Raw genomic sequence first — 22,368 nt, 5'->3', positions numbered from 1 at the left:
GGCCTCCCCTACACCGTCCCCTCCCCCGTCGCCTTCAGGGCCAGCCACAGTTCCATCCGTACGTCCGGATCGTCCAGGGAGCGGCCGAGGATCTCCTCCACCCGTCGCATCCGGTAGCGCAGGGTGTGCCGGTGGACGCCCAGGTCCGCCGCCGCCGCGTCCCACTGGCCGTGGCGGGAGAGCCAGGCCCTGAGGGAGGCGACCAGGTCGCCGCGGCCCGTCGCGTCGTGGTCGCGGAGCGCGCGGAGCATTCCGTCGGCGAAGGCGCGTACGGCGTCGTCGGCGAGGAGCGGGAGGACCGAGCCCGCCGCGAGGTCCTCGTGCTCGACGAGCGCCTTCCCGCGCCGCCTGGCCACCGAGAGCGCCTGCTCGGCCTGCTTGTACGCCGCGGCCGCCACGATCGGGCCGGCCGGGGCGGAGAGGCCGATGGCGACACCGGCCTCCTCGGCGTCCCGTTCCGCGTACCGCTCGCAGGCGCCGACGACAGCGCCGCCGTCCGCGGCGAGGACGACGAGCCGCTGCTCGCTCTCGGGGACGGCGAGCACCGCCTCGCCGGCACGTGCGGCGGCCGCCTCCAGGGACTCGGCGAGCACCGGCAGGGGCGGTTCGCCGTCCGGTTCGCCCCCGGCGGGTTCCGCGACGATCAGGCGGAAGGGGGCGTCGAGCAGCCCGCCGTACACGTCACCGGCCACCGCGCGCGCGTGGTCGGGCTGACCGGCGAGCATCATCCGGAGGACCGCCGCGCCGAGGCGCTGTTCGGCCGCCTGGAGCGAACGGGAACGTTCCGTCGTGAGGGTGAGAAGCGCGATCGCCGAGTGCACCGCGTACCGCTCGGCCGTCCCGAGGGGTGCGCCCGTGCCGACGGCGAGGGCGCCCCGCACCCGCCGGCCGGTGCCCAGCGACTGGAGCTCGACGCGGTCGTCCGTACCGCCGACCACGGCACTCGCGGGCGCCGGACGGTCGCGCAGCCGCTCCACGTCGGGGGTGAGCCGGGCGGCCCGGCGCGCCGCCCAGTCGGGCGAGACGGCGACGACGGTGCCGGAGGTGTCGTAGAGCGCGGCCCAGCCGTCGACGTGCGCGGCGAGCCGGGCGACGACGGCCTCGGGGCCCTCGGCGAGCGCCGCTCGGGTGAGCTCGCGCTGGGCCTCGAAGCCGGCGGTGACGGCCCGGTACTGGTCGGCGGAGATGGCCGCCGACACCGCCTTGCTGATGGCGAGGAAGGGGGTGCGGCGCGGCACTTCGAGGAGCGGCAGATGCTCTTCGCGGGCCGCTTCGAGCAACGCCGGCGGGATCTCGTCGTAGTTGACGCCGACGGCGAAGCCAAGCCCGACGACCCCCGCGCCGAGCAGCCGCCGCACGTAGCGGCGCATCGCTTCGAGGTCCTCCGCGTCGAGCGTGAGCGCGGTGGTGAGGAGGAGTTCGCCGCCCTCCATGTACGGGACGGGGTCGGCGAGCTCGCTGACGTGCGCCCAGCGGACGGGGGTGTCGAGGCGGTCCTCACCGGCGCGGACGACGAGCTTCAGGGAGGAGTGCTGGACGAGCGAGGCGAGGGTGGGCGGCATTGGGGACCGTCGGACCTTTGAGCGAGGGGGCGCCGCTCAGCCGAGCGGCGCCCCCGATTGTGCCAGCCCGTCCGCGGGGTCGCTCTCAGCTGCGCAGGTCGACCAGGAGCGGGGGCACGTAGTCGCCCCGCACATGGGTGACGGAGAGGACGGCGTGCCCTGCGGGGACGGCGTGCGCGAGGTCGGAGGCCGACCAGCGCTCGCGCTCCACCTCCCGTACGGTCACGGCCTCGGCCGTCGCCGCCTTGCCCGTCACCAGGCGCCGCATGAAGTGCAGGGCCTTGGTGAGCGGCTCGTCGGAGATGATCTGCCGGTTGGTGACGTCCCGGGTCTGCACCCATTCGGTGCCCCAGGCCTCGGCGAACCGTCCGCCGTCCCAGGGCGCGATCCCGGCGAACGCCATCCGACAGCCGACGGCCCCGAGCAGCGGTCCGCGCAGCGCTTCGGGCACGTCCTCCAGGCTGCGCAGGGCGAGGACGACGCCGGCGTTGGCGGAGCGCAGCCGCTGGACGGCCCGGACCGAGTCGCCGGTGACGGTGTACGTGGCGTCGTCGAGGACCAGGCAGGCGAAGAGGGACCGGTCGCGGCGCCCGAGGGCGGCCTCGGCGAACTGGGCGAGCAGCAGCCGGGAGACGATCCGGGAGGCTTCCGCGTGTCCGCGCTCGGGCAGGTCGACGCGGACGCGGAGGGGGTGCTCGACGGCGCGGAGGGAGAACTGCGGGCGTTCCCGTACGTCGCCGTCGCGCCGGTCCGCACCGGCGGCGGTGTCCTTTTCCGCGGAGTTCCCGCCCCTCGTGCGGAAGAAGCCGGCGAAGGCGGGCCGGTCGAGGAAGGCGATGCGCTCGGCGAGCAGGACGCCGACCTCGTCGCCGCGCTCGGCCTGACGCTGCCGGGCGTCGAGCTCACGCAGCTGGGCGGCGTCGCCCGCGACGGCGGACCGCAGCGCGGCGAGTGCCTCGGGGGTCCCGGCCAGCAGCTCGCGCAGCTCCGGCACTCCGGGGAAGCGGCCGTACGCGGCCAGGAAGGGCCCGATGAGCTGGGCGACCGCCGTGGCGGCCCGGCGGCTGTCGGCGACGAGGTCTCCGACCAGGGCCTCGGCGAGGATGCGGGCGGCCTCGTCGGGGTCGTCGGCGCCGCCGTACAGGTCGAGGTCGTGGGTGGACCGCGGCCGCCCGACCGAGACGACGACGTCGAAGGCCTCGTCGGGGCCGAGGGCCGGGCCCTGGGCGGTGACGGCGACGACGGCGGCGCGGTTGGCGAGCGCCTGCAGACAGAGCGCCTCGACGACGGGCCGCACGAGGCGTGCGGTCTTCCCGGCGCCCGCGGGCCCGACGGCGAGCAGTGAGGTGCCGAGCAGGTCCGGTTCCAGGGCGACGCCGGTGGTGCGCCGGGCGTAGGGGTTGCGGGGGTGGTCGGCGGCGGTGCCGATGAGGACCTGGCCGGTGGCGAGGTCGTGGGTGGCGGTGCGGACGGGCAGGTCGCGCAGGCCGGAGGGGTGGCCGCAGGCGGCGGCCCCGCGGGCGCGGACGGCCTCGGTGAAGGCGGCGAGCCGCTCGGGCCTGGCCCGTACGCCCTGCCAGGCGCGGCGGATCCGGGCGTAGTCGACGTCGCCGAGCGTCCCCTGACGGGTGGCCTCGGCGAGCCGGGCCGCGGCCTCGGCCACTCCGGCGTCCCGCAGGTCGGGCCACTCGGCGGGGTCGGCGGCCGGGGCGGGCGGGGACGCGGGGGCACCGGTCGCGGAGCCTCCGCGATCCAGGCGCCGTCGGACCGGCGGCCAGGTGCCGACGCGGCCGAGGGCGGCGACGAGGGCGGCGGCGAGGAGCACGTAGTAGAGGTTGGAGACCCAGGTGAGCCAGGTGACCGTACGGGGCATCTCGCGCCAGACGCCCGGCAGGAGCACGAACAGCGGCCAGATGGGGACGCCGTACCGCTGCCAGACGTCACGCCAGTTGCCGACGCGGCCGAAGCCGACGGCGAAGAGGGTGAGGAGGATGCCGTACCAGAGATAGGAGGCGCCGACGTACATCTCGACGTCGGGGTGTGCGGGGTCCCGCCATTCACTGGGGACGAGCCACAGCATGGGCAGGAGCCACCAGTCGTTGACGAAGATCCACCACCCCTCCAGGTAGCCGTTCCACAGCAGCGACCAGAGGAGCCAGCCGCAGAGGTACGCGACGAACGCGCCGGTGATCAGCTGGCGGCCGGGCACGAGGTCGGGTTCCCGCTCGGGCCGCTCGCGGTGCCCGAGACGCCAGACGCCGGGGGGGGCGGCGGGGCGGGGGATGCGCAACCACTCGGCGACTCCGACGCGGGTGGGCGCGCGGGTGGGCGGCGGAGGGGCGAGGGGCGGTACGGCCGCCGCCCGCCGGTCCGGCCCGTCCCCCGGCCGCCCGGTCCGCGACGGGGCGTGGGCGGGCGGTGGCGGGACGGTGGGCCCCTGGGCCGGGGGGCCTGGCGGCACGGGCGGACCCGCCGGGCGCGGGACCGCGCTCCCCCGCGTGTCGCGTGACTCGTACGTGCCGTCGGTCTCCATGAACCCCTGCCCCCTGACCAGCCAGGTCGCCGTCTCTGTGCCACCGTCAATCTAGTGGCCCCGGGGCGCCCCGGAGGGGTTTCGCCCAGCCGTGTGGCCGGGCCCCGTCGCGGTGCGCCCGTGGGCGCGCCGTGTCCCGCGGCCGCGCCCCGTGGCCGCCGCAACGGCGTCGCCCTGTCCAACGCGGACAACGACACGCCCCCACCACTCCCGATCGGCGCATGCCTCCGGCCCTTCCCCCCGCCTAGCCTGCGGAGGAAACCCGCAAGTGCGTCCAGAACACCCCCAGGAGCCCCGCATGAACGCTGTCCCGCAGGAGCGGCGCGTCGTCACCGCCATCCCCGGTCCGAAGTCGCAGGAGCTTCAGGCCCGCCGTCTCGACACGGTCGCCGGTGGCGTGGGCTCCACGCTCCCCGTCTTCACCAAGCGGGCCGGCGGCGGCATCATCGAGGACGTCGACGGCAACCGTCTGATCGACTTCGGCTCCGGCATCGCCGTGACCTCGGTCGGCGCCTCCGCCGAGGCGGTCGTGCGCCGCGCCTCCGCCCAGCTCCAGGACTTCACCCACACCTGTTTCATGGTGACGCCGTACGAGGGTTACGTGGAGGTCTGCGAGGCCCTCGCCGAGCTGACCCCGGGTGACCACGCCAAGAAGTCCGCGCTGTTCAACTCCGGCGCCGAGGCCGTCGAGAACGCGGTCAAGATCGCCCGTTCGTACACCAAGCGCCAGGCCGTCGTCGTCTTCGACCACGGCTACCACGGCCGTACGAACCTCACGATGGCGCTGACCTCGAAGAACATGCCGTACAAGCAGGGCTTCGGTCCGTTCGCGCCCGAGGTCTACCGCGTGCCGGTGGCGTACGGCTACCGCTGGCCCACCGGTGCCGAGAACTGCGGCCCCGAGGCCGCCGCCCAGGCGATCGACCAGATCAGCAAGCAGATCGGCGCCGACAACGTCGCCGCGATCATCATCGAGCCGGTCCTCGGTGAGGGCGGCTTCATCGAGCCGGCCAAGGGCTTCCTGCCGGCGATCGTGAAGTTCGCCAACGACAACGGCATCGTCTTCGTCGCCGACGAGATCCAGTCCGGCTTCTGCCGTACCGGCCAGTGGTTCGCGTGCGAGGACGAGGGCATCGTCCCGGACCTCATCACCACCGCCAAGGGCATCGCGGGCGGTCTGCCGCTCGCCGCCGTGACGGGCCGCGCCGAGATCATGGACTCCGTCCACGGCGGCGGTCTGGGCGGCACCTACGGCGGCAACCCGGTGGCCTGCGCCGGTGCGCTCGGCTCCATCGAGACCATGAAGGAGCTCGACCTCAACGCCAAGGCGAAGAACATCGAGTCCGTCATGAAGACCCGCCTCGCGGCGATGGCCGAGAAGTTCGACGCCATCGGTGACATCCGTGGCCGCGGCGCCATGATCGCCATCGAGCTCGTCAAGGACCGCGCGACCAAGGAGCCGAACCCGGAGGCCGCCGGCGCCCTCGCGAAGGCCTGCCACGCCGAGGGCGTGCTGGTCCTGACCTGTGGCACCTACGGCAACGTGCTGCGCTTCCTGCCGCCGCTGGTCATCGGCGAGGACCTGCTGAACGAGGGCCTCGACGTCATCGAGAACGCGTTCGCCCAGATCTGACGTTCGCGTCGATCTCGGACGAGCGGGCCCGGTTCTCACACTCCGTGTGAAGACTCTGTGGGGGGCCGATGGCGGGATGCGTTTGCCGCTGTCGGTCCCCTCTTCTCTGCCGTACGGTTTCTGCAGATGAGAGAAACACCCCGGGCGGAGCCTCCCCAGCCCCGCCCACACCGTGCCGTCGCGCACACCCCTGGAGCCTCGTGCTCCGGAACTCCTCACCGATCGGATGGCCGCCCGCCCCACACCCCCCGGGGCGAGCGGCAGCCCGATCCCCTCGGCCGCCCTGGAACCACCCCCCCTGTTCCAGGGCGGCCGGCTCTCTTCTCGGCGCTCGTCGCCCTCGCCGTCGTGACCTGGCAGGTGCTCGTCCACGGCCCCTTGGCCAGGCTCGACGAGCGGGTGTCCCGGGCCCTCGTGGACACGGTCCCCCGGCCCCTCTCCGAACTCGGCGCCGACCTCGGCAACATGACCGTCGCCCTCCCCGTCCTCGCCTGCGCGATGGCGTACGCGGTGTGGCGCGGCCGGCGGCGCGCCGCCCTCTACGCGGGCCTCGCGATGGCCGCCGTACCGCTCCTGGTGATCCCCCTGAAGGAGTGGACGGCCCGACCCGGCCCCCTGGAGCCCTGGGCGCAGGGCTACTACCCGTCGGGCCACACGGCCACGGCCGCGGTCGCCTACTTCGGCGCGGCCTTCCTCGTCTCGAACCGCCTGATCCCCGTCGCCGCCGCACTGACGGCACTGACGGGGACCGGCCTGATCCTGCGGGGTTACCACTGGCCGCTGGACGTGCTTGCCAGTCTCTGCCTCTCGTTGCTGGTCCTGACCGTCAGCTCCACGTGTACGCGTCGAAGTTCCGGCTGAACTCCCAGGCGTTGTAGCGGTCCCAGTTGATCGACCAGGTCATCAGGCCGCGCAGGGCGGGCCAGGTGCCGTGGGTGCGGTAGGTGCCGCAGTCCGCCTTCTTCGTCAGGCAGTTCAGGGCCTTGTTCACCTCGGCCGGGCTCGTGTGGCCGTTGCCCGCCTGGGTGGAGGCCGGGAGGCCGATGGCGATCTGGTCGGCGCGGAGGGCAGGGAAGAAGCGGTCCGTGTTGCCGGCGACGGGGAAGCCGGTGAGGAGCATGTCGGTCATGGCGATGTGGAAGTCGGCGCCGCCCATGGAGTGGTACTGGTTGTCGAGGCCCATGATCGGGCCCGAGTTGTAGTCCTGGACGTGGAGCAGGGTGAGGTCGTCGCGCAGGGCGTGGATGACCGGGAGGTAGGCGCCGGCGCGGGGGTCCTGGCCGCCCCAGGGGCCGGAGCCGTAGTACTGGTATCCGAGCTGGACGAAGAAGGTCTCCGGGGCCATCGTCAGGACGAAGCCGGAGCCGTACCTGGCCTTGAGGGTCTTGACCGCCTGGATGAGGTTCACGATGACCGGGCTGGTCGGGCTGCGGAAGTCCGTGTCGCCGGTCTGGAGCGAGAGGGAGTGGCCCTCGAAGTCGATGTCGAGGCCGTCGAGACCGTACTCGTCGATGATCTTCGAGACGGAGGAGACGAAGGTGTCGCGGGCGGCGGTGGTGGCGAGCTGGACCTGGCCGTTCTGGCCGCCGATGGAGATGAGGACCTTCTTGCCCGCGGCCTGCTTGGCCTTGATCGCCGCCTTGAAGTCGGCGAGGGACTCGACGTTCGGGCACTCCGTCGCCGGGCAGAGACCGAAGCGGATGTCGCCCGAGGTCACCGAGGTCGGTTCGCCGAAGGCGAGGTTGATGACGTCCCAGGAGTCGGGGACGTCGGCCATCCGGGTGTAGCCGGAGCCGTTGGCGAAACTGGCGTGGAGGTAGCCGACGAGGGCGTGCGCGGGGAGGCCGGGGTTGCCCCCGCCGCCGCTGGTCGTCGTCGCCGTCACGGCGGTCGACTTCGCGGATTCGCCCGCGCTGTTCACGGCCGAGATCTGGAAGCTGTGGGAGGTGGCGGGGGCGAGGCCGGTGACGGTGTACGAGGTGCCGGTCACGGTCGCGAGGGGAGCACCGCCCTTGTAGACCTTGTACGAGGTGGCTCCCGGGACCGCTGCCCAGCTCAGCGGCACGGAGGTGGAGGTCGGGGAGCCCGCGGCGAGGCCGGTGGGGGTGGCGGGGAGCTGGACGGCGTCGCCGCCGGGGCCGTACAGGGAGAGGTCGTCGGCCTGGTAGGCGGGGGTTCCGTACCAGCCGTGGGTGTAGATCGTGACCGAGGTCGTCGAGGCTCCCGTCGTGAACGAGGTCGCGAGCTTCTGCCAGTCGGGGGCGGAGCCCGTCCAGGTGGAGACGTCGGTGGTACCGGTACCGGAGGCGCCGAGGTAGACGTAGCTGCCGCGCACCCAGCCTTGAAGCGTGTACGTGGAGTTGGGCTTCACGGTCACGGTCTGGGAGCAGCGGGCGTTGTCGCTCCCCGCGGGGGTGGCCTGGAGCGCCTTCGTACCGCTGCGCACGGGTGAGGAGACGGTGGCGCCGCTGCCGGCCGTGCAGGTCCAGCCGTCGAGGCCGGCCTCGAAGCCGCCGTTGCGGGCGAGTTCGGTGTCGGCGGCCTGGGCCGCTGGGGTGAGCGCGGCGAGTCCGCCGACGGCGAGGGCGCCCGCGAGGAGCAGGGTGAGAGGTCTGGCGCGTTCCACAACTGCCTCCGGGGGTGGGGGAATCGAGGTGCGAGCGCGCCACAGCATGGTCCAGACCAATCAAGTGGTCAAGACCTCTGTACGGACCTGGCCTCCGTTCAGCCCCCGTCGGCTCCCCGCTCCCCCCTCGCCAGCTGCCCCGCCGCCTCGTGCATCGCCAGTTCGAGGAGGGCGGCGTCGGTGAGGGTGCCCGCGCCGTCCGGTGTCACCAGCCAGCGGACCGCGCCGGTCGCACGCCCCGGGTACGGAACCACGATCCAGGTCCCGGCGCCCGCGCCGCGGACGCCGGTCCCGAGCCAGCGGGTGGCGGTGCCCGGTGCGACGAAGAAGCCGACGCGGGCGTCGCCGAAGTCGGCGAGGACCGGGCCCGGCCGGTCGACCAGGCGGGTCAGCACGTCGAGCGTGGGATAGCCGAGCTCCGCCGACAGGATCAGCACGTCCCAGCGCCTGCCGGCGGGCAGCAGCGCGACCCCGTGCGGGTTGCGCTCCCACTCCCACCGGCAGGCGTCGGGATCGGGTGCGACCGAGATCAGCCACTCCACCGCGCTCTTGGCGCCCGAGGCCCCCGTACCAGTCATCGCAACGGTCTCCTTCCGTAGGACACGGTGTCCGTACGGAGAGAGCGGTGACGGCGTCACCTCTTACGCGGTTTCAGCTACCCAACAGTTGTGACGTACGTCACATCACCGGTTCAGCTGTCGAAGCCCAGGCCCAGCCGGTCCATGGCCTTCAGCCACAGGTTGCGCCGCCCGCCGCGCTCGTCGGCGCGCGCCAACGACCACTTGGTGATGCCGATGCCGGCCCAGGCGATCGGCTCGGGCGGGAACGGCAGCGGCTTGGAGCGGACCATCTCCAGGTCGGTGCGCTCGGTGCGCTCCCCCGCGAGCAGGTCGAGCATCACGTCCCCGCCGAAGCGGGTGGCGCCGACGCCGAGGCCGGTGAACCCGGCCGCGTACGCCACCCTGCCCTGGTACGCCGTACCGAAGAAGGCCGAGAAGCGGGAGCAGGTGTCGATCGCGCCGCCCCAGGCGTGGCTGAAGCGCAGGCCCTCCAGCTGCGGGAAGCAGCGGAAGAAGTGCTCGGCGAGCGTGAGGTACGTCTCCGGGCGGTGGTCCATCTCGGCGTTGAGCCTGCCGCCGAAGGGATAGACCGCGTCGTAGCCGCCCCAGAGGATCCGGTGGTCGGCGGTGATGCGGAAGTAGTGGAACTGGTTGGCGGAGTCGCCGAGCCCCTGCCGGTTCTTCCAGCCGACGGAGGCGAGCTGCTCGGGGCTGAGCGGCTCGGTCATCAGGGCGTAGTCGTAGACCGGGACGGTGTACGGGCGGACCCGCTTGACCAGGGAGGGGAAGACGTTGGTGCCGAGCGCGACCCGGCGGGCGACGACCCGGCCGTACGGGGTGCGGACGCCCATGCCGGCGCCGACGGAGACGAGTTCGAGCCCGGGGGTGTTCTCGAAGATCCGGACGCCCAGGTCGAGGCAGGCCCGCTTGAGGCCCCAGGCCAGCTTGGCGGGGTTCAGCATGGCGACGCCCCGGCGGTCCCAGAGGCCGCCGAGGAAGGTCGGCGAGTCGACCTCGGCGCGGACGGCGTCCCGGTCGAGGAGTTCGATGCCGTCCGCGAGGCCGAGCCGGTCGATCTCCTCGTACAGCTCGGTGAGTTCCTCGACCTGGTGCGGCTCGGTGGCGACGTCGATCTCGCCGGTGCGCTCGAAGTCGCAGTCCAGGGAGTAGCGGGCGACCGCCTCCTCGATGGCGTCGAGGTTGCGCTCGCCGAGCTCCTCCAGCTTCGGCAGCTCGCCCGGCCAGCGGGCGAGCCCGTTGCCGAAGCCGTGGGTGAGGGAGGCGGCGCAGAAGCCTCCGTTGCGGCCCGAGGCGGCCCAGCCCACCTCGCGGCCTTCGATCAGGACGACATCCCTGGCGGGGTCGCGCTCCTTGGCGAGGAGCGCGGTCCACAGTCCGCTGTAACCGCCGCCGACGACCAGGAGATCGCACGTCTCGGTGCCGGTGAGGGCGGGCAGGGCGCCGGGCTTGCCCGGGTCTTCCAGCCAGAAGGGGACGGGCTGGGCGTCGGAGAGAGATCGTGCAGCGAGACGCATGGCGGCTGGGGCCATGGTTTCCAACTCCTTCGGTGCCTGAGCTGCCTGTTCGTTCAGGCTTTCGCTCAGGCTGTTGCTGTTTTCTTGCGCCGGTTCGTGATGATCTGTCCGGCCATGACCATCAGCACCGCGAGGACGAACATCGCGGTGCCGATGACGTTGATCTGTACGGGGGTTCCGCGCTGCGCCGAGCCCCAGACGAACATGGGGAAGGTGACGGTGGAGCCCGCGTTGAAGTTGGTGATGATGAAGTCGTCAAACGAGAGCGCGAAGGCGAGCAGCGCGCCGGCGGCGATGCCGGGTGCGGCGATGGGCAGGGTCACGCGCAGGAAGGTCTGCGTGGGCCCGGCGTAGAGGTCGCGCGCCGCCTCTTCGAGGCGCGGGTCCATGGACATGATCCGGGCCTTGACCGCCGTCACGACGAACGACAGACAGAACATGATGTGGGCGATCAGGACCGTCCAGAAGCCCAGCTCGATCCCCATGTTGAGGAAGAGGGTGAGCAGCGAGGCGGCCATGACGACCTCGGGCATCGCCATCGGCAGGAAGATCAGCGAGTTGATCGCGCCGCGCGCCCGGAAGCGGTAGCGGACCAGGGCGAAGGCGATCATCGTGCCGAGGACGACCGCGCCGACCGTCGCCCAGGCGGCGAGCTGGAGCGACAGCGAGAGGGACTCGCACAGGTCGGCGACGCCGCAGGGGTCCTTCCAGGCGTCGAGCGAGAACTCCTGCCAGGAGTAGTTGAAGCGCCCCTTCGGCCTGTTGAAGGAGAACGCCATCACCACGAGGTTCGGAAGGATCATGTACGCGAGCGTCAGCAGGCCCGCGATGACGACGAGGTTGCGTCGTATCCAGCGCATCAGACCAGATCCTCCGTTCCCGCTCGGCGGATGTAGACGGTGACCATGGCGAGCACGATCGCCATGAGGATGAAGGAGAGCGCGGCGGCCGTCGGGTAGTCGAGGACCCGCAGGAACTGCGACTGGATCACGTTGCCGACCATCTTGGTGTCGGTGGAGCCGAGGAGTTCGGCGTTGACGTAGTCACCGCTCGCCGGGATGAAGGTGAGCAGGGTGCCGGAGACGACGCCGGGCATCGACAGCGGGAAGGTCACCTTGCGGAAGGTGGTCGCCGGGGAGGCGTACAGGTCCTGCGCGGCCTCGTGGAGCCGTCCGTCGATCCGCTCCAGGGAGGTGTAGAGGGGCAGGATCATGAAGGGCAGGAAGTTGTACGTGAGGCCGGCGACGACGGCCATCGGGGTGGCGAGGACGCGGTCGCCCTCGGTCCAGCCGATCCAGCTGGTCACGTCGAGGACGTGGAGGGTGTTCAGTACGTCCACGACGACGCTGTCGTCCGCGAGGATCGTCTTCCAGGCCAGGGTCCGGATGAGGAAGCTGGTGAAGAAGGGCGCGATGACGAGGACGAGGAGCAGGTTGCGCCAGCGGCCGGCCTTGAAGGCGATCAGGTACGCGAGCGGGTAGCCGAGCAACAGGCAGAGCAGGGTCGCGGTCCCGGCGTACAGCAGGGAGCGGACGAACTGCGGCCAGTACTCCTGGAAGGCGTCCCAGTAGGTCCGGAAGTGCCAGGTGACCTCGAAGCCCTTCTCCAGCGAGCCGGTCTGCACCGAGGTCGAGGCCTGGTAGACCAGCGGCAGCGCGAAGAAGACGAGCAGCCAGATGATGCCGGGGAGCAGCAGCCAGTAGGGGACGAGCCGCTTGCGGGTGGAGGGCGTGCGCAGGACCGGTTCTTCTGTGGGGGGCGCGTCCTTCACCAGGGTCGCGGTCATGCGGCGTCCTCCACCGTCTCCACGCCCGCGTCGATGTCCTGGGCCGCGTCGAGGCCGAAGGTGTGGGCCGGGTTCCAGTGCAGGACGACCTCGGCGCCGGGGCGGAGTCGCGCGTCCCTCTCGATGTTCTGCTCGTAGACCTGGAGCTCAGCCCCCGCCGGGCTGTTCACCACGTACTGCGTGGAGACGCCGATGAACGAGGAGTCGGCGATCCGGCCGGTGACCCGGTTGCGTCCTTCGGCGATCGAGCCCGCGTCGTCGGCGTGCGCGAGCGAGATCTTCTCCGGGCGGACGCCCACAAGCACCTTGCCGCCCTGGCGGACGGCGGAGGTACAGCGGTCGCCGGGGAGGCGGAGCGTGCCGCCGCCCGCCGTCACCATGACGTCGGAACCGGTCGCGACGACCTCGGCCTCGATGAGGTTCGAGGTGCCGAGGAAGTTGGCGACGAAGGTCGTGCTCGGGTTCTCGTAGAGGTCGGCGGGGGCGCCGAGCTGCTCGACGCGGCCGCCGTTCATCACCGCGACCTGGTCGGCCATCGTCATGGCCTCCTCCTGGTCGTGGGTGACGTGCACGAAGGTGATGCCGACCTCGGTCTGGATCCGCTTGAGCTCCAGCTGCATCTGCCGGCGCAGCTTGAGGTCGAGGGCGCCGAGCGGCTCGTCGAGGAGCAGCACCTGCGGGTGGTTGATGAGCGCGCGGGCCACGGCGACGCGCTGCTGCTGGCCGCCGGAGAGCTGGTGCGGCTTGTGCCGGGCCTTGTCGCCGAGCTGGACGAGCTCCAGCATGTCGTCGACCTGCTTCTTCACCGACTTGATGCCGCGCCGGCGCAGACCGAAGGCGATGTTCTCGGTGATGTCCATGTGCGGGAAGAGCGCGTAGGACTGGAAGACGGTGTTGACCGGCCGCTTGTACGGCGGGAGGTCGGTGACGTCCGTGTCGCCGAGGAAGACGGTGCCGGTGCTGGGGTCCTCCAGACCGGCGATCATGCGGAGCGTGGTGGTCTTGCCGCAGCCGGAGGCGCCGAGGAGGGCGAAGAAGGAGCCCTGCGGGACGGTCAGGTCGAGCGGGTGGACGGCGGTGAAGGAGCCGTACGTCTTGCTGATCCCGGTGAGACGGACGTCGCCGCCGCCCGTGTTCTTTCCAGTGTGAGCAGTCTTGTCAGTCATGGGTTGTGGTCCCAGGGGAGTGAGAGAGGTGGACGACGGGGGCCTCAGGCGCCGATGAGCTTGGCGAACTTCTCCTCGTACGCCGTCTCCTCCGCGCTGGTGAGCGAGCGGAAGGCGTGCGACTTCTTGGCCATGGCCTTGTCCGGGAGGATCAGCGTGTTGCTCGCGAGCTCCGGGTCGATCTTGGCGAGCTCGTCCTTCACCCCGTCGACGGGGCAGACGTAGTTGATGTACGCGGCGAGCTGGGCGGCGACGGGAAGCTCGTAGTAGTAGTCGATGAGCTTCTCGGCGTTCGTCTTGTGCCGGGCCTGCGCGGGGACGAGCAGGTTGTCGCTGGAGGTGATGTAACCGGCGGACGGGATCGAGAACTTGATGTCCGGGTTGTCCACCTGGAGCTGGATGATGTCGCCGGCCCAGGCGAGGCAGGCCGCGATGTCGCCCTTGTCGAGGTCCGAGGTGTAGTCGTTGCCGGTGAAGCGGCGGATCTGCTTCTTGTCGACGCCCTTCTGGAGGCGTCCGATCGCCGCGTCGTAGTCGGCGTCGGTGAAGTTCCCCGGGTCCTTGCCCATGTCGAGCAGGGTCATGCCGACGGAGTCGCGCATCTCGGTGAGGAAGCCGACGCGGCCCTTGAGGGCGGGGTCGTCCAGGAGCTGGGTGACCGAGTCGACCTTCTTCCCGCCGGTCGCCTTCGCGTTGTACGCGATGACGGTGGAGATGCCGGTCCACGGGTACGAGTAGGACCGGCCCGGGTCCCAGTCGGGGCGGCGGAACTGGCTGGAGAGGTTCGCGTAGGCGTTGGGGAGGTTCGCCGGGTCGAGCTTCTGCGCCCAGCCGAGCCGGATCATGCGGGCGGCGAGCCAGTCGGTGACGCAGATCAGGTCACGGCCGGTGTCCTGGCCGGCCGCGAGCTGCGGCTTGATCTTGCCGAAGAACTCGACGTTGTCGTTGATGTCCTCGGTGTACTTGATCGTGATCCCGGTGCGTTTCGTGAACGCCTCCAGGGTGGGGCGGGACTTCTCGTCCTCGCTGACGTCCATGTACTCGGTCCAGTTGGAGAAGGCGATGCTCTTCTCCTTGGCCGAGACGTCGATCGAGGCGGGGCCCTGGCCCTCCCGCTTGGCCGGCGGGATGCCGCAGGCGGTCAGACCGGCGAGGCCGCCGACCGTGAGCGCTCCGACGCCGCCCGCGCGCAGCATCGAACGGCGGGTGAGGGCGCCCCGGCCGCTCGTCATGCTGCGCCGTATCGCCGCCAGCTGCGCGGCGGACAGGCTTTCGGGCTCGTACTGCTCCATGCGCTGTGCCCTTTCGGGATGGTTCGCCGCTGGTCGGGCGACGGTCTGCTATCGGTCCCCGAAGATCGTGCGGTGCCAGTCCTTCGCCGCCACCGCCGTGTTGTCGAACATCACGTGCTTGACCTGCGTGTACTCCTCGAAGGAGTACGCCGACATGTCCTTTCCGTAGCCGGAGGCCTTGGTGCCGCCGTGGGGCATCTCGCTGATGATCGGGATGTGGTCGTTGACCCAGACGCACCCGGCCTTGATGTCCCGGGTGGCGCGGCCCGCCCGGTAGACGTCACGGGTCCAGGCCGAGGCGGCCAGGCCGTAGGGGGTGTCGTTGGCGAGCCGGATGCCCTCGTCGTCGCTGTCGAAGGGCAGGGCGACCAGGACGGGGCCGAAGATCTCCGACTGCACGACCTCGCTGTCCTGCGCGGCGCCGGTGATCAGGGTCGGACGATAGTACGCACCGTCCTTGAGGTCTCCCCCAGGTGCTTCGCCGCCGGTGACGACGGTGGCGTATCCCCGGGCGCGCTCGACGAAGGCGGCGACGCTGTCGCGGTGCCGGTGGCTGACGAGGGGGCCGAGGTCGGTGGTCGGCGCGAAGGGATCGCCGAGGCGCACGGTCTCCATGAGCTCGGCCACGCGCGCGACGAAGGCGTCGAAGAGCGGGCGCTGGACGTACGCGCGCGTGGCGGCGGTGCAGTCCTGGCCGCTGTTGATGAGGGAGGCGGCGACGGCGCCGTGGGCGGCGGCCTCCAGGTCGGCGTCATCGAAGACCACGAAGGGGGCCTTGCCGCCGAGTTCGAGGTGGAGGCGCTTCACGGTGGCGGTGGCGATCTCGGCGACCCGCTTGCCGACCGGGGTGGAGCCGGTGAAGGAGGTCATGACGACGTCGGGGTGGCCGACGAGGTGTTCGCCGACGGTCCGGCCCGCGCCGTTGACGATGTTGACGACGCCGTCGGGGATGCCGGCGTCCGTCGCGGCCTGCGCGAACATCAGGGAGGTCAGCGGGGTGAGTTCGGCGGGCTTCAGGACGATCGTGTTGCCGGCGGCGATGGCCGGGAGGATCTTCCAGGCGGCCATCTGGAGCGGGTAGTTCCAGGGGGCGATGGAGCCGACGACACCGAGGGGTTCGCGCCGGATGTACGAGGTGTGGTCGCCGCTGTACTCGCCGGCCGACTGGCCCTGGAGATGGCGGGCGGCACCCGCGAAGAAAGCGGTGTTGTCGACGGTGCCGGGCACGTCGAACTCGGTGGTGAGCTTGAGCGGCTTGCCGCACTGGAGGGACTCCACGCGGGCGAAGTCCTCGGCCCGTTCGGCGAGGACGGCGGCGAAGCGGTGCAGCGCGTCGGAGCGTTCGCCGGGGGTGGCGCCCGCCCAGCCGGGGAACGCGGCCCTGGCGGCGGCGACGGCCTCGTCGACGTCGGCGGTGGAGGCGAGCGTGTACGTGTAGACGCTCTCCCCGGTCGCCGGATCGATCACCTGGTGTTCCTGATCGGACGTTCCGGCGCGGAGCCGACCGCCGATGTACTGTGCGCCGTCCGCGAAGCGGCCCGTCACCTGGAAGCGGTTGCCCATGACGCTCTCCGTTGTTCCAGCTCGAATTGAGTGCCGATCCTGACAGAGGGACGGCATGCCAACAAGGGATTCCGTTGTTGCCTTTTGGTTACGCGACGGAATCGGTCGACCATGTGTCGAGACGCCCCGAATATCTCCGTACGGAGTGTCCGTGGCGGCTGCCAGACTCGCGTGCATGAACAAGATCGAGGAGCTGACGCAGCAGGTCAACAGGGGTGACAAGGTGAAGTGGCTGCACTTCTGGGGCCACCGTCCGCACCCCGGGGGACAGCTCTCCGCGAGCTGTCTGAGCCAGTGGTGGCCCGCGCCCTTCGTGGTCGACGGCGTCTCCTACGCGACGGCGGAGCACTGGATGATGGCCGCCAAGGCCCGCCTCTTCGGGGACGCGGAGGCCGAGCGGGCCGCGCTGACCGCCCGTACCCCCGCCGAGGCCAAGAAGGCCGGGCGGCTGGTGAGGGACTTCGACGGGACGGTGTGGGAGCGGGAGCGCTTCGGGATCGTCGTGGAGGGCAGCGTCCACAAGTTCTCCTCGGACGAGGCCCTGCGCGCGTACCTCCTGGGCACCGGCACCCGCGTCCTGGTGGAGGCGAGCCCCCTGGACCGCGTCTGGGGGATCGGCCTCGCGGCCGACGACTCCGGCGCCCACGACCCGTCCCGGTGGCGCGGCCTGAACCTCCTGGGCTTCGCGCTCATGGAGGCGCGGGAGCGGCTGCGGGGCGCGTGAGAAGCGGAGGGACCCCGCGCGGGAGACACGGAGGCCCGCGTGTGAGCCGCGAGGGCGTGAGACGCGGAGGGCCCCGCACCGGTTCCGGTGCGGGGCCCTCTGGGGCGTGCGGTCTCAGCGGTCGCTCTCGACCACCAGGCTCGACGCGAACGGGTCCTCGTCGGCCCCCGAGTCGTAGGACGAGGACTCCTGTGCCACCGCCCAGATGACGAAGCCCAGGAAGACGGCGCTGACCAGGGTGCCGATGGCGCCGAGGATGACGCCCGCGAGCGCCATGCCCCGGTTGGTCGCCTCGCCCCGGCCCGCCTTCTTCAGGCCGATGATGCCGAAGATCAGCGCCAGGACGCCGAGGATCACTCCCAGGCCGTACAGGCAGAAGCCCGCCACCGCGATGATGCCGAGCACCATCGAGGCCGTCCCCATGCCGTTGGACGGGGCCTGCTGCCAGCCGGGCTGGCTTCCGTACGACGACGGGTATCCGGGGTAGCCGTACCCGGAGGACGCCGCGGTGACCGGCGGCGTCGGCGCCGTCGGGTAGCCGTACCCGCCGGACGTGCCCCCCGCCGGGTAGCCGTACGCGCCGGGCGTGGCCGCGGGGCCGCCGGGCGCCACCGGCGGCGGCGGAACCGCGCCGGTGTCGGGCGTCAGTGGCATGGACGTGACGGTCTGCTGGTCGTGCACCGGCGACGGCGTCACCGGCTTGCTCAGTTCCACCCCGTCGCGGTTCGGCGGAGCCCACGGGTCCGTCGGGTCGTACCCGTCCCGCGACTGGTCTCGGTTGTCAGACATGGGCCTCCCCCATCATGGTCCCGCCATGCTAAGGCCTCACCCCTCGGGGGGAACCGCCCGGCCTACGATGATCCGATGACCGACCTCCATCCCTTCATCGCGGGCCTGCCCAAGGCCGAGCTGCACGTCCACCACGTGGGCTCCGCCTCGCCCCGTATCGTCGCCGAACTGGCGGCCCGGCACCCCGACTCCAAGGTCCCCACGGACCCGGAGGCGCTGACCGACTACTTCACGTTCACGGACTTCGCGCACTTCATCGACGTCTACCTGTCGGTCGTCGACCTGGTCCGCACCCCCGAGGACGTCCGGCTGCTCACCTTCGAGATCGCCCGTGACATGGCCCGGCAGAACATCCGGTACGCCGAGCTGACCATCACCCCCTACTCCTCGACCCGTCGCGGCATCGACGAGCGTGCCTTCATGGCGGCGATCGAGGACGCCCGCAAGTCCGCCGAGGCCGAGTTCGGCACGGTCCTCCGCTGGTGCTTCGACATCCCGGGCGAGGCCGGCCTGGTCTCCGCCGAGGAGACCGCGCGCCTCGCCACGACCGACGGCCTACGCCCCGAGGGCCTCGTCTCCTTCGGTCTCGGCGGCCCGGAGATCGGTGTGCCGCGCCCGCAGTTCAAGCCGTTCTTCGACCGGGCGCGGGCGGCCGGTCTGCACTCCGTCCCGCACGCGGGCGAGACGACCGGCCCGCAGACGGTCTGGGACGCGATCCGCGACCTGGGCGCCGAGCGCATCGGCCACGGCACCAGCTCGGTCCAGGACCCGGCGCTCCTGGCGTACCTGGCGGAGCACCGCATCGCCCTGGAGGTCTGCCCGACCTCGAACATCGCCACGCGCGCCGTCGCCACCCTGGACGAACACCCGATCCGGCGGATGGTGGACGCAGGCGTCCTCGTCACGGTCAACAGCGACGACCCGCCGATGTTCGGCACGGACCTCAACACCGAGTACGCGGTCGCGGCCCGGCTCCTCGGCCTCGACGAGCGCGGTGTCGCCGCCCTCGCGAAGAACGCGGTGGAGGCCTCGTTCCTCGACGCGCCCGGCAAGGCCCGGATCGCCGCCGAGATCGACGCGTACACCGACGACTGGCTCGGACGCTGACGGCGACGAGAATGGGGGCCATGGACTCCGACACCGCCATGGACCCGACCGCCGCCCGGGAAGCCGGGGAGGCCTGGGGAGCCCGGGAAGCTTGGGAAACCAAGGAGGCCCGGGAAGCGTCGGGGCGGCCGCCCGTCCTCGTCGTGGGCCATCGTGGCGACCCGTACCGCGTCCGCGAGAACACCCTCCGCTCGATCGGCTCGGCGATCGAGCGGGGGGCGGGCGCGGTCGAGGTCGACGTCCGGCTGACGAAGGACGGGGTGCCCGTCCTCCTCCACGACGACACGCTCAAGCGCCTCTGGCGCCACGACCGGCCGCTCGCCTCGCTCACGTACGAGCAGGTCCGCGAGCTGACGTACGGCGGCGTGCCGACCCTGCGCGAGGCGCTGCTCACCGCCGGGGAACGCCGTCTGATGCTGGACCTGCCGGGCGGCGACGAGAACTCGGTCCGCACCATCGTGGGCACGGTCCGTGAGTGCGGCGCCGGGGAGCGGGTGTACTACTGCGCCGGGGCCGTCGCCATGCTCCAGGTGCGCGCCGCGGACCCGGCCGCCGAGATCGCCCTGACGTGGACCTCGCTCGCACCGCCCCGGCCGGTGCTGCTCGACGCGGTACGGCCGCGGTGGCTCAACTACCGCTTCGGCCTGGTCAGTCGGGAGCTGACCGAGCGGGTGCACCGGGACGGGCTGCTCGTCTCGGCCTGGACGGCGGACACGACCCGCACCATGCGTAAGCTGATCATGAACGGGGTCGACTCCGTCACCACGAACCGGGTCGACACACTCGCCGACGTCCTGCGAAAGGCCCGCGCGTGAACGACCGGATCCGGACCGACATCGCCCACAACGCCCGCGTGTGGAACTACTGGCTGGGCGGCAAGGACAACTACCCGGTGGACCGCGCCGTCGGCGACCAGGTCACCGCCTTCTACCCGAGCATCGGCGAAGTGGCGCGCGCCGACCGGGCGTTCCTCGGGCGCGCGGTGACCCATCTGGCCGCCGAGGCCGGCGTACGGCAGTTCCTCGACATCGGTACGGGCCTGCCGACCGCCGACAACACCCATGAGGTGGCCCAGCGGGTCGCCCCCGACGCCCGGATCGTCTACGTCGACAACGACCCGATCGTCCTCACCCACGCCCGTGCGCTCCTGACGAGCGCGCCGGAGGGCGTCACCGAGTACGTGGACGCCGACGCCCACGACCCGGAGCGGATCCTGGCGGCCGCCGGGGCGACGCTCGACCTCTCCCGTCCGGTCGCGGTGATGATGCTCGGCATCCTCAACTTCGTCCTCGACACCGACGAGGCCCGGTCGATCGTGCGGACCCTGATGGACGCCGTCCCCTCCGGCAGCTTCCTGGTCCTTACGCATCCCACTCTGGAGCCGGAGCTCGGCGGCGAGGGCAACAAGGCCGCGATGGCCTTCTGGAACGAGAACGCGACACCGCCGATCACCGCCCGCGACCGCGCCGACTTCGCCTCCTTCCTCGACGGCCTCGACGTCCTGGAACCCGGCATCGTCTCCTGCGCGCGCTGGCGCCACGCCGCCTCGGAGGCGTACACCGTCGCGCAGTTCGGCGCCGTGGGCCGCAAGCCGTAGTGGGCATACGGGGGGAGCTGCGCGGCCGGTGGGAGCGGGCGCGGACCTGGGGCGCGGCGAACCCGTGGGCGGTGGACCTGGGGATCGCGCTGCTCGTGCAGGCGGCGATGACCATGCCGTTCGTGGTGCCGCGACCGCCCGGGCTCGAGCCGGCGACCTGGGCCGCGTACGGACTCACGACGCTCACCGTGCTGCCGCTGGTCTGGCGGCGGCGCGCGCCCTTCGCCGTCCTCCTCGCGATCGTGGCGGCGAGCGCGCTGTACAAGCTGGCCGTGGACGGGCCGGGGCAGCCGCTGCCGTACACCGGGCTCGTCATCGTCTACACGATCGCGCTCCTCTCGCCGCCGTGGAAGCGGCTCACGGCGGCGGGCCTCCTGGTGGTCGCGGTGCCGGTCTCGGTGTGGCTCAACACGCGGTCGGCGCGTGAACTGACGTTCTCGCTCTTCGTGTTCGCCGCCTCGTATGTCTTCGGCCGGCTCCAGGACGCCCGGCAGCGGGCCCACCGGGTCGACGCCGAGCGGGCCGCCGCGCGTGAACGGGCCAGGATCGCGCGGGAGATGCACGACATCCTGTCCCACGCGGTGAGCCTGATGATCGTGCAGGCGGAGGCGGGGCCGGTGGCGGTACGGGCCGCCCCCGAGCGCGCCGAGGCCGCGTTCGAGGCGATCTCGGAGACCGGCCGCGAGGCGATGAACCAGCTGCGGCAGATGCTGGGGCTGCTGCGCGAGGGCTCCGAGAGCGCCTCGCCCCGGGAGCCGCAGCCGGACCTCGCCGGTCTTCCCGCGCTCGTGGAGCGGGTCAGGAGCAGCGGTCTCGCCGTCGCGTACACGACGGAGGGCGGCGTACGGGCCCTGCCGGCGACGACCGGCGCGCACGTCTACCGGATCGTGCAGGAGGCGCTGACGAACGTCGTCAAGCACGCGGACGCCCGCGCGGTCGAGGTCCGGCTCGCCCGGGCCGACGACGTCCTGCGCGTCACCGTGACCGACGACGGGCGCGGCCCGCAGGGCGGCTCGGGCGGCCACGGCCTCGTCGGCATCCGGGAGCGGGCAGCCGCGCACGGCGGGACGGCGGCCACGGGCCCGGGACCGGGCGGCCGCGGGTTCGAGGTGCGGGTGCTGCTCCCCGTACCCTCCACGACGGAGGTGGGGACATGACGATCCGGGTGGTGGTCGCGGACGACCAGGAACTGGTCCGCAGCGGCTTCGCGATGATCCTCGACGCGCAGCCGGGCATCGAGGTGGTGGCGGAGGCCGGGGACGGGGCGGAGGCCGTCGACGCGGTGCGCCGGCTCGCGCCGGACGTGGCGCTGCTCGACATCCGGATGCCCGGGACGGACGGCATCGAGGCCTGCCGGGCGATCAGCGCCCTGGGGTCCGGCTGCCGGACGGTGATCCTGACGACCTTCGACACCGACGCGTACGTGTACGAGGCGCTGCACGCGGGCGCGAGCGGCTTCCTCCTGAAGGACGTGCGGCGGGACGACCTGGTGCACGCGGTACGGGTGGTGGCGGCGGGCGACTCGCTGCTCGCGCCGTCGGTGGCCCGGCGGCTGGTGGAGCAGTACACGGCGGGCGGCCCGCGCCGGACCGCCGTGGGCCCGGACCCGCGGCTCGACGTCCTGACGGGCCGGGAGCGGGAGACGCTGCTGCTGCTCGCGCGGGGTCTGTCCAACGCGGAGATCGCGGCGGAGCTGGTGGTCAGCGACCACACGGTGAAGACCCACGTGGGCAATGTGCTCGCCAAGCTGGGCCTGCGCGACCGGATCCAGGCGGTGATCTGCGCGTACGAGACGGGTCTGGTCGCCGCGGGGTCTCCCCCGCCCGGGGGAGGCGGATCCCCCGTGCCGGGGAGGAACTGACCGGCGGAAGACCGCCGGTGCGGGCGATCCGCGG

The 22,368-nt window shown here is 72.0% G+C and carries 19 protein-coding genes; 8 read left to right on the top strand and 11 right to left on the bottom strand.

Annotated features, from left to right (window positions below):
* Nucleotides 1-8 precede the first annotated feature (8 nt).
* Together ACZ4VK_RS31130 and ACZ4VK_RS31125 are read right to left on the bottom strand one after the other, a co-directional pair.
* Nucleotides 9-1,562, bottom strand: coding sequence for a PucR family transcriptional regulator (locus tag ACZ4VK_RS31130; RefSeq protein WP_468359370.1), 1,554 nt, complete (start codon nucleotides 1,560-1,562; stop codon nucleotides 9-11).
* A gap of 85 nt (nucleotides 1,563-1,647) precedes the next feature.
* A complete protein-coding gene (locus ACZ4VK_RS31125) occupies nucleotides 1,648-4,095 on the bottom strand; it encodes an ATP/GTP-binding protein (RefSeq protein ID WP_468359367.1) in 2,448 nt (815 codons plus the stop codon).
* A 298-nt stretch (nucleotides 4,096-4,393) separates the two neighbouring features.
* On the opposite strand from ACZ4VK_RS31125, the gene gabT reads away from it, so the two are divergent.
* Complete coding sequence (gene gabT / locus ACZ4VK_RS31120; RefSeq protein ID WP_468359364.1) at nucleotides 4,394-5,728, top strand: 4-aminobutyrate--2-oxoglutarate transaminase; 1,335 nt, start codon at nucleotides 4,394-4,396, stop codon at nucleotides 5,726-5,728.
* 126 nt (nucleotides 5,729-5,854) lie between these two features.
* Nucleotides 5,855-6,589 (top strand): phosphatase PAP2 family protein, encoded by a 735-nt coding sequence (locus tag ACZ4VK_RS31115; RefSeq protein ID WP_468359361.1) that lies wholly within the window; start codon nucleotides 5,855-5,857, stop codon nucleotides 6,587-6,589.
* On the opposite strand, the gene ACZ4VK_RS31110 is transcribed toward ACZ4VK_RS31115, so the two are convergent.
* The 8 genes from ACZ4VK_RS31110 to ACZ4VK_RS31075 all read right to left on the bottom strand — a co-directional run bounded on the left by ACZ4VK_RS31110 (nucleotide 6,555) and on the right by ACZ4VK_RS31075 (nucleotide 16,256).
* Nucleotides 6,555-8,354, bottom strand: coding sequence for a chitinase (locus ACZ4VK_RS31110; protein WP_468359358.1), 1,800 nt, complete (start codon nucleotides 8,352-8,354; stop codon nucleotides 6,555-6,557). The two genes, ACZ4VK_RS31115 and ACZ4VK_RS31110, sit on opposite strands and share 35 nt — an antisense overlap.
* A gap of 98 nt (nucleotides 8,355-8,452) precedes the next feature.
* Nucleotides 8,453-8,932, bottom strand: a complete 480-nt coding sequence (locus tag ACZ4VK_RS31105) for a hypothetical protein (protein WP_468359355.1) — start codon at nucleotides 8,930-8,932, stop codon at nucleotides 8,453-8,455.
* A 113-nt stretch (nucleotides 8,933-9,045) separates the two neighbouring features.
* Complete coding sequence (locus tag ACZ4VK_RS31100) at nucleotides 9,046-10,464, bottom strand: NAD(P)/FAD-dependent oxidoreductase (RefSeq protein WP_468359352.1); 1,419 nt, start codon at nucleotides 10,462-10,464, stop codon at nucleotides 9,046-9,048.
* Between the two features lie 50 nt (nucleotides 10,465-10,514).
* Complete coding sequence (locus ACZ4VK_RS31095; protein WP_468359349.1) at nucleotides 10,515-11,309, bottom strand: ABC transporter permease; 795 nt, start codon at nucleotides 11,307-11,309, stop codon at nucleotides 10,515-10,517.
* Complete coding sequence (locus ACZ4VK_RS31090; RefSeq protein ID WP_468359346.1) at nucleotides 11,309-12,235, bottom strand: ABC transporter permease; 927 nt, start codon at nucleotides 12,233-12,235, stop codon at nucleotides 11,309-11,311. Before ACZ4VK_RS31090 ends, ACZ4VK_RS31095 begins: the two co-directional genes overlap by 1 nt.
* Nucleotides 12,232-13,401 (bottom strand): ABC transporter ATP-binding protein, encoded by a 1,170-nt coding sequence (locus ACZ4VK_RS31085; RefSeq protein ID WP_468359343.1) that lies wholly within the window; start codon nucleotides 13,399-13,401, stop codon nucleotides 12,232-12,234. The genes ACZ4VK_RS31090 and ACZ4VK_RS31085 overlap by 4 nt, the downstream gene beginning before the upstream one ends.
* Nucleotides 13,402-13,445: 44 nt before the next feature.
* Entirely contained in the window at nucleotides 13,446-14,693 is a 1,248-nt protein-coding gene (locus ACZ4VK_RS31080; protein ID WP_468359341.1) for an ABC transporter substrate-binding protein, read from the bottom strand.
* A gap of 48 nt (nucleotides 14,694-14,741) precedes the next feature.
* Entirely contained in the window at nucleotides 14,742-16,256 is a 1,515-nt protein-coding gene (locus ACZ4VK_RS31075; RefSeq protein WP_468359338.1) for a gamma-aminobutyraldehyde dehydrogenase, read from the bottom strand.
* A 175-nt stretch (nucleotides 16,257-16,431) separates the two neighbouring features.
* Here ACZ4VK_RS31075 and ACZ4VK_RS31070 point away from each other — a divergent pair, with 175 nt between their 5' ends.
* A complete protein-coding gene (locus ACZ4VK_RS31070) occupies nucleotides 16,432-16,980 on the top strand; it encodes an NADAR family protein (protein WP_468359335.1) in 549 nt (182 codons plus the stop codon).
* A 114-nt stretch (nucleotides 16,981-17,094) separates the two neighbouring features.
* On the opposite strand, the gene ACZ4VK_RS31065 is transcribed toward ACZ4VK_RS31070, so the two are convergent.
* On the bottom strand, nucleotides 17,095-17,769 hold the full coding sequence (locus ACZ4VK_RS31065) for a DUF4190 domain-containing protein (RefSeq protein ID WP_468359332.1): 675 nt from the start codon (nucleotides 17,767-17,769) through the stop codon (nucleotides 17,095-17,097).
* A 75-nt stretch (nucleotides 17,770-17,844) separates the two neighbouring features.
* Here ACZ4VK_RS31065 and ACZ4VK_RS31060 point away from each other — a divergent pair, with 75 nt between their 5' ends.
* Genes ACZ4VK_RS31060 through ACZ4VK_RS31040 form a run of 5 tightly spaced genes read left to right on the top strand, consistent with a single transcriptional unit; the run spans nucleotide 17,845 to nucleotide 22,334 of the window.
* A complete protein-coding gene (locus tag ACZ4VK_RS31060) occupies nucleotides 17,845-18,876 on the top strand; it encodes an adenosine deaminase (RefSeq protein ID WP_468359330.1) in 1,032 nt (343 codons plus the stop codon).
* A 20-nt stretch (nucleotides 18,877-18,896) separates the two neighbouring features.
* Complete coding sequence (locus tag ACZ4VK_RS31055; RefSeq protein WP_468359327.1) at nucleotides 18,897-19,691, top strand: glycerophosphodiester phosphodiesterase; 795 nt, start codon at nucleotides 18,897-18,899, stop codon at nucleotides 19,689-19,691.
* Nucleotides 19,688-20,473, top strand: coding sequence for an SAM-dependent methyltransferase (locus ACZ4VK_RS31050; protein WP_468359324.1), 786 nt, complete (start codon nucleotides 19,688-19,690; stop codon nucleotides 20,471-20,473). Before ACZ4VK_RS31055 ends, ACZ4VK_RS31050 begins: the two co-directional genes overlap by 4 nt.
* Nucleotides 20,473-21,630 (top strand): sensor histidine kinase, encoded by a 1,158-nt coding sequence (locus ACZ4VK_RS31045; protein ID WP_468359321.1) that lies wholly within the window; start codon nucleotides 20,473-20,475, stop codon nucleotides 21,628-21,630. Before ACZ4VK_RS31050 ends, ACZ4VK_RS31045 begins: the two co-directional genes overlap by 1 nt.
* Complete coding sequence (locus ACZ4VK_RS31040) at nucleotides 21,627-22,334, top strand: response regulator transcription factor (protein ID WP_468359318.1); 708 nt, start codon at nucleotides 21,627-21,629, stop codon at nucleotides 22,332-22,334. The genes ACZ4VK_RS31045 and ACZ4VK_RS31040 overlap by 4 nt, the downstream gene beginning before the upstream one ends.
* Nucleotides 22,335-22,368: the final 34 nt, after the last annotated feature.

The organism is Streptomyces sp. NPDC028711, from assembly GCF_055565415.1.
This window is presented reverse-complemented; position numbering and strand designations above follow the sequence as displayed.

What these genes read in the sequence shown, in the direction of transcription:
- ACZ4VK_RS31040 (WP_468359318.1), top strand. Translation starts at nt 21,627, where the DNA reads ATGACGATCCGGGTGGTGGTCGCGGACGACCAGGAACTGGTCCGCAGC.
- ACZ4VK_RS31060 (WP_468359330.1), top strand. Translation starts at nt 17,845, where the DNA reads ATGACCGACCTCCATCCCTTCATCGCGGGCCTGCCCAAGGCCGAGCTG.
- ACZ4VK_RS31085 (WP_468359343.1), bottom strand. Translation starts at nt 13,401, where the DNA reads ATGACTGACAAGACTGCTCACACTGGAAAGAACACGGGCGGCGGCGAC.
- ACZ4VK_RS31095 (WP_468359349.1), bottom strand. Translation starts at nt 11,309, where the DNA reads ATGCGCTGGATACGACGCAACCTCGTCGTCATCGCGGGCCTGCTGACG.
- ACZ4VK_RS31090 (WP_468359346.1), bottom strand. Translation starts at nt 12,235, where the DNA reads ATGACCGCGACCCTGGTGAAGGACGCGCCCCCCACAGAAGAACCGGTC.
- ACZ4VK_RS31115 (WP_468359361.1), top strand. Translation starts at nt 5,855, where the DNA reads ATGAGAGAAACACCCCGGGCGGAGCCTCCCCAGCCCCGCCCACACCGT.
- ACZ4VK_RS31130 (WP_468359370.1), bottom strand. Translation starts at nt 1,562, where the DNA reads ATGCCGCCCACCCTCGCCTCGCTCGTCCAGCACTCCTCCCTGAAGCTC.
- gabT (WP_468359364.1), top strand. Translation starts at nt 4,394, where the DNA reads ATGAACGCTGTCCCGCAGGAGCGGCGCGTCGTCACCGCCATCCCCGGT.
- ACZ4VK_RS31080 (WP_468359341.1), bottom strand. Translation starts at nt 14,693, where the DNA reads ATGGAGCAGTACGAGCCCGAAAGCCTGTCCGCCGCGCAGCTGGCGGCG.
- ACZ4VK_RS31070 (WP_468359335.1), top strand. Translation starts at nt 16,432, where the DNA reads ATGAACAAGATCGAGGAGCTGACGCAGCAGGTCAACAGGGGTGACAAG.
- ACZ4VK_RS31075 (WP_468359338.1), bottom strand. Translation starts at nt 16,256, where the DNA reads ATGGGCAACCGCTTCCAGGTGACGGGCCGCTTCGCGGACGGCGCACAG.
- ACZ4VK_RS31100 (WP_468359352.1), bottom strand. Translation starts at nt 10,464, where the DNA reads ATGGCCCCAGCCGCCATGCGTCTCGCTGCACGATCTCTCTCCGACGCC.
- ACZ4VK_RS31125 (WP_468359367.1), bottom strand. Translation starts at nt 4,095, where the DNA reads ATGGAGACCGACGGCACGTACGAGTCACGCGACACGCGGGGGAGCGCG.
- ACZ4VK_RS31055 (WP_468359327.1), top strand. Translation starts at nt 18,897, where the DNA reads ATGGACTCCGACACCGCCATGGACCCGACCGCCGCCCGGGAAGCCGGG.
- ACZ4VK_RS31065 (WP_468359332.1), bottom strand. Translation starts at nt 17,769, where the DNA reads ATGTCTGACAACCGAGACCAGTCGCGGGACGGGTACGACCCGACGGAC.
- ACZ4VK_RS31105 (WP_468359355.1), bottom strand. Translation starts at nt 8,932, where the DNA reads ATGACTGGTACGGGGGCCTCGGGCGCCAAGAGCGCGGTGGAGTGGCTG.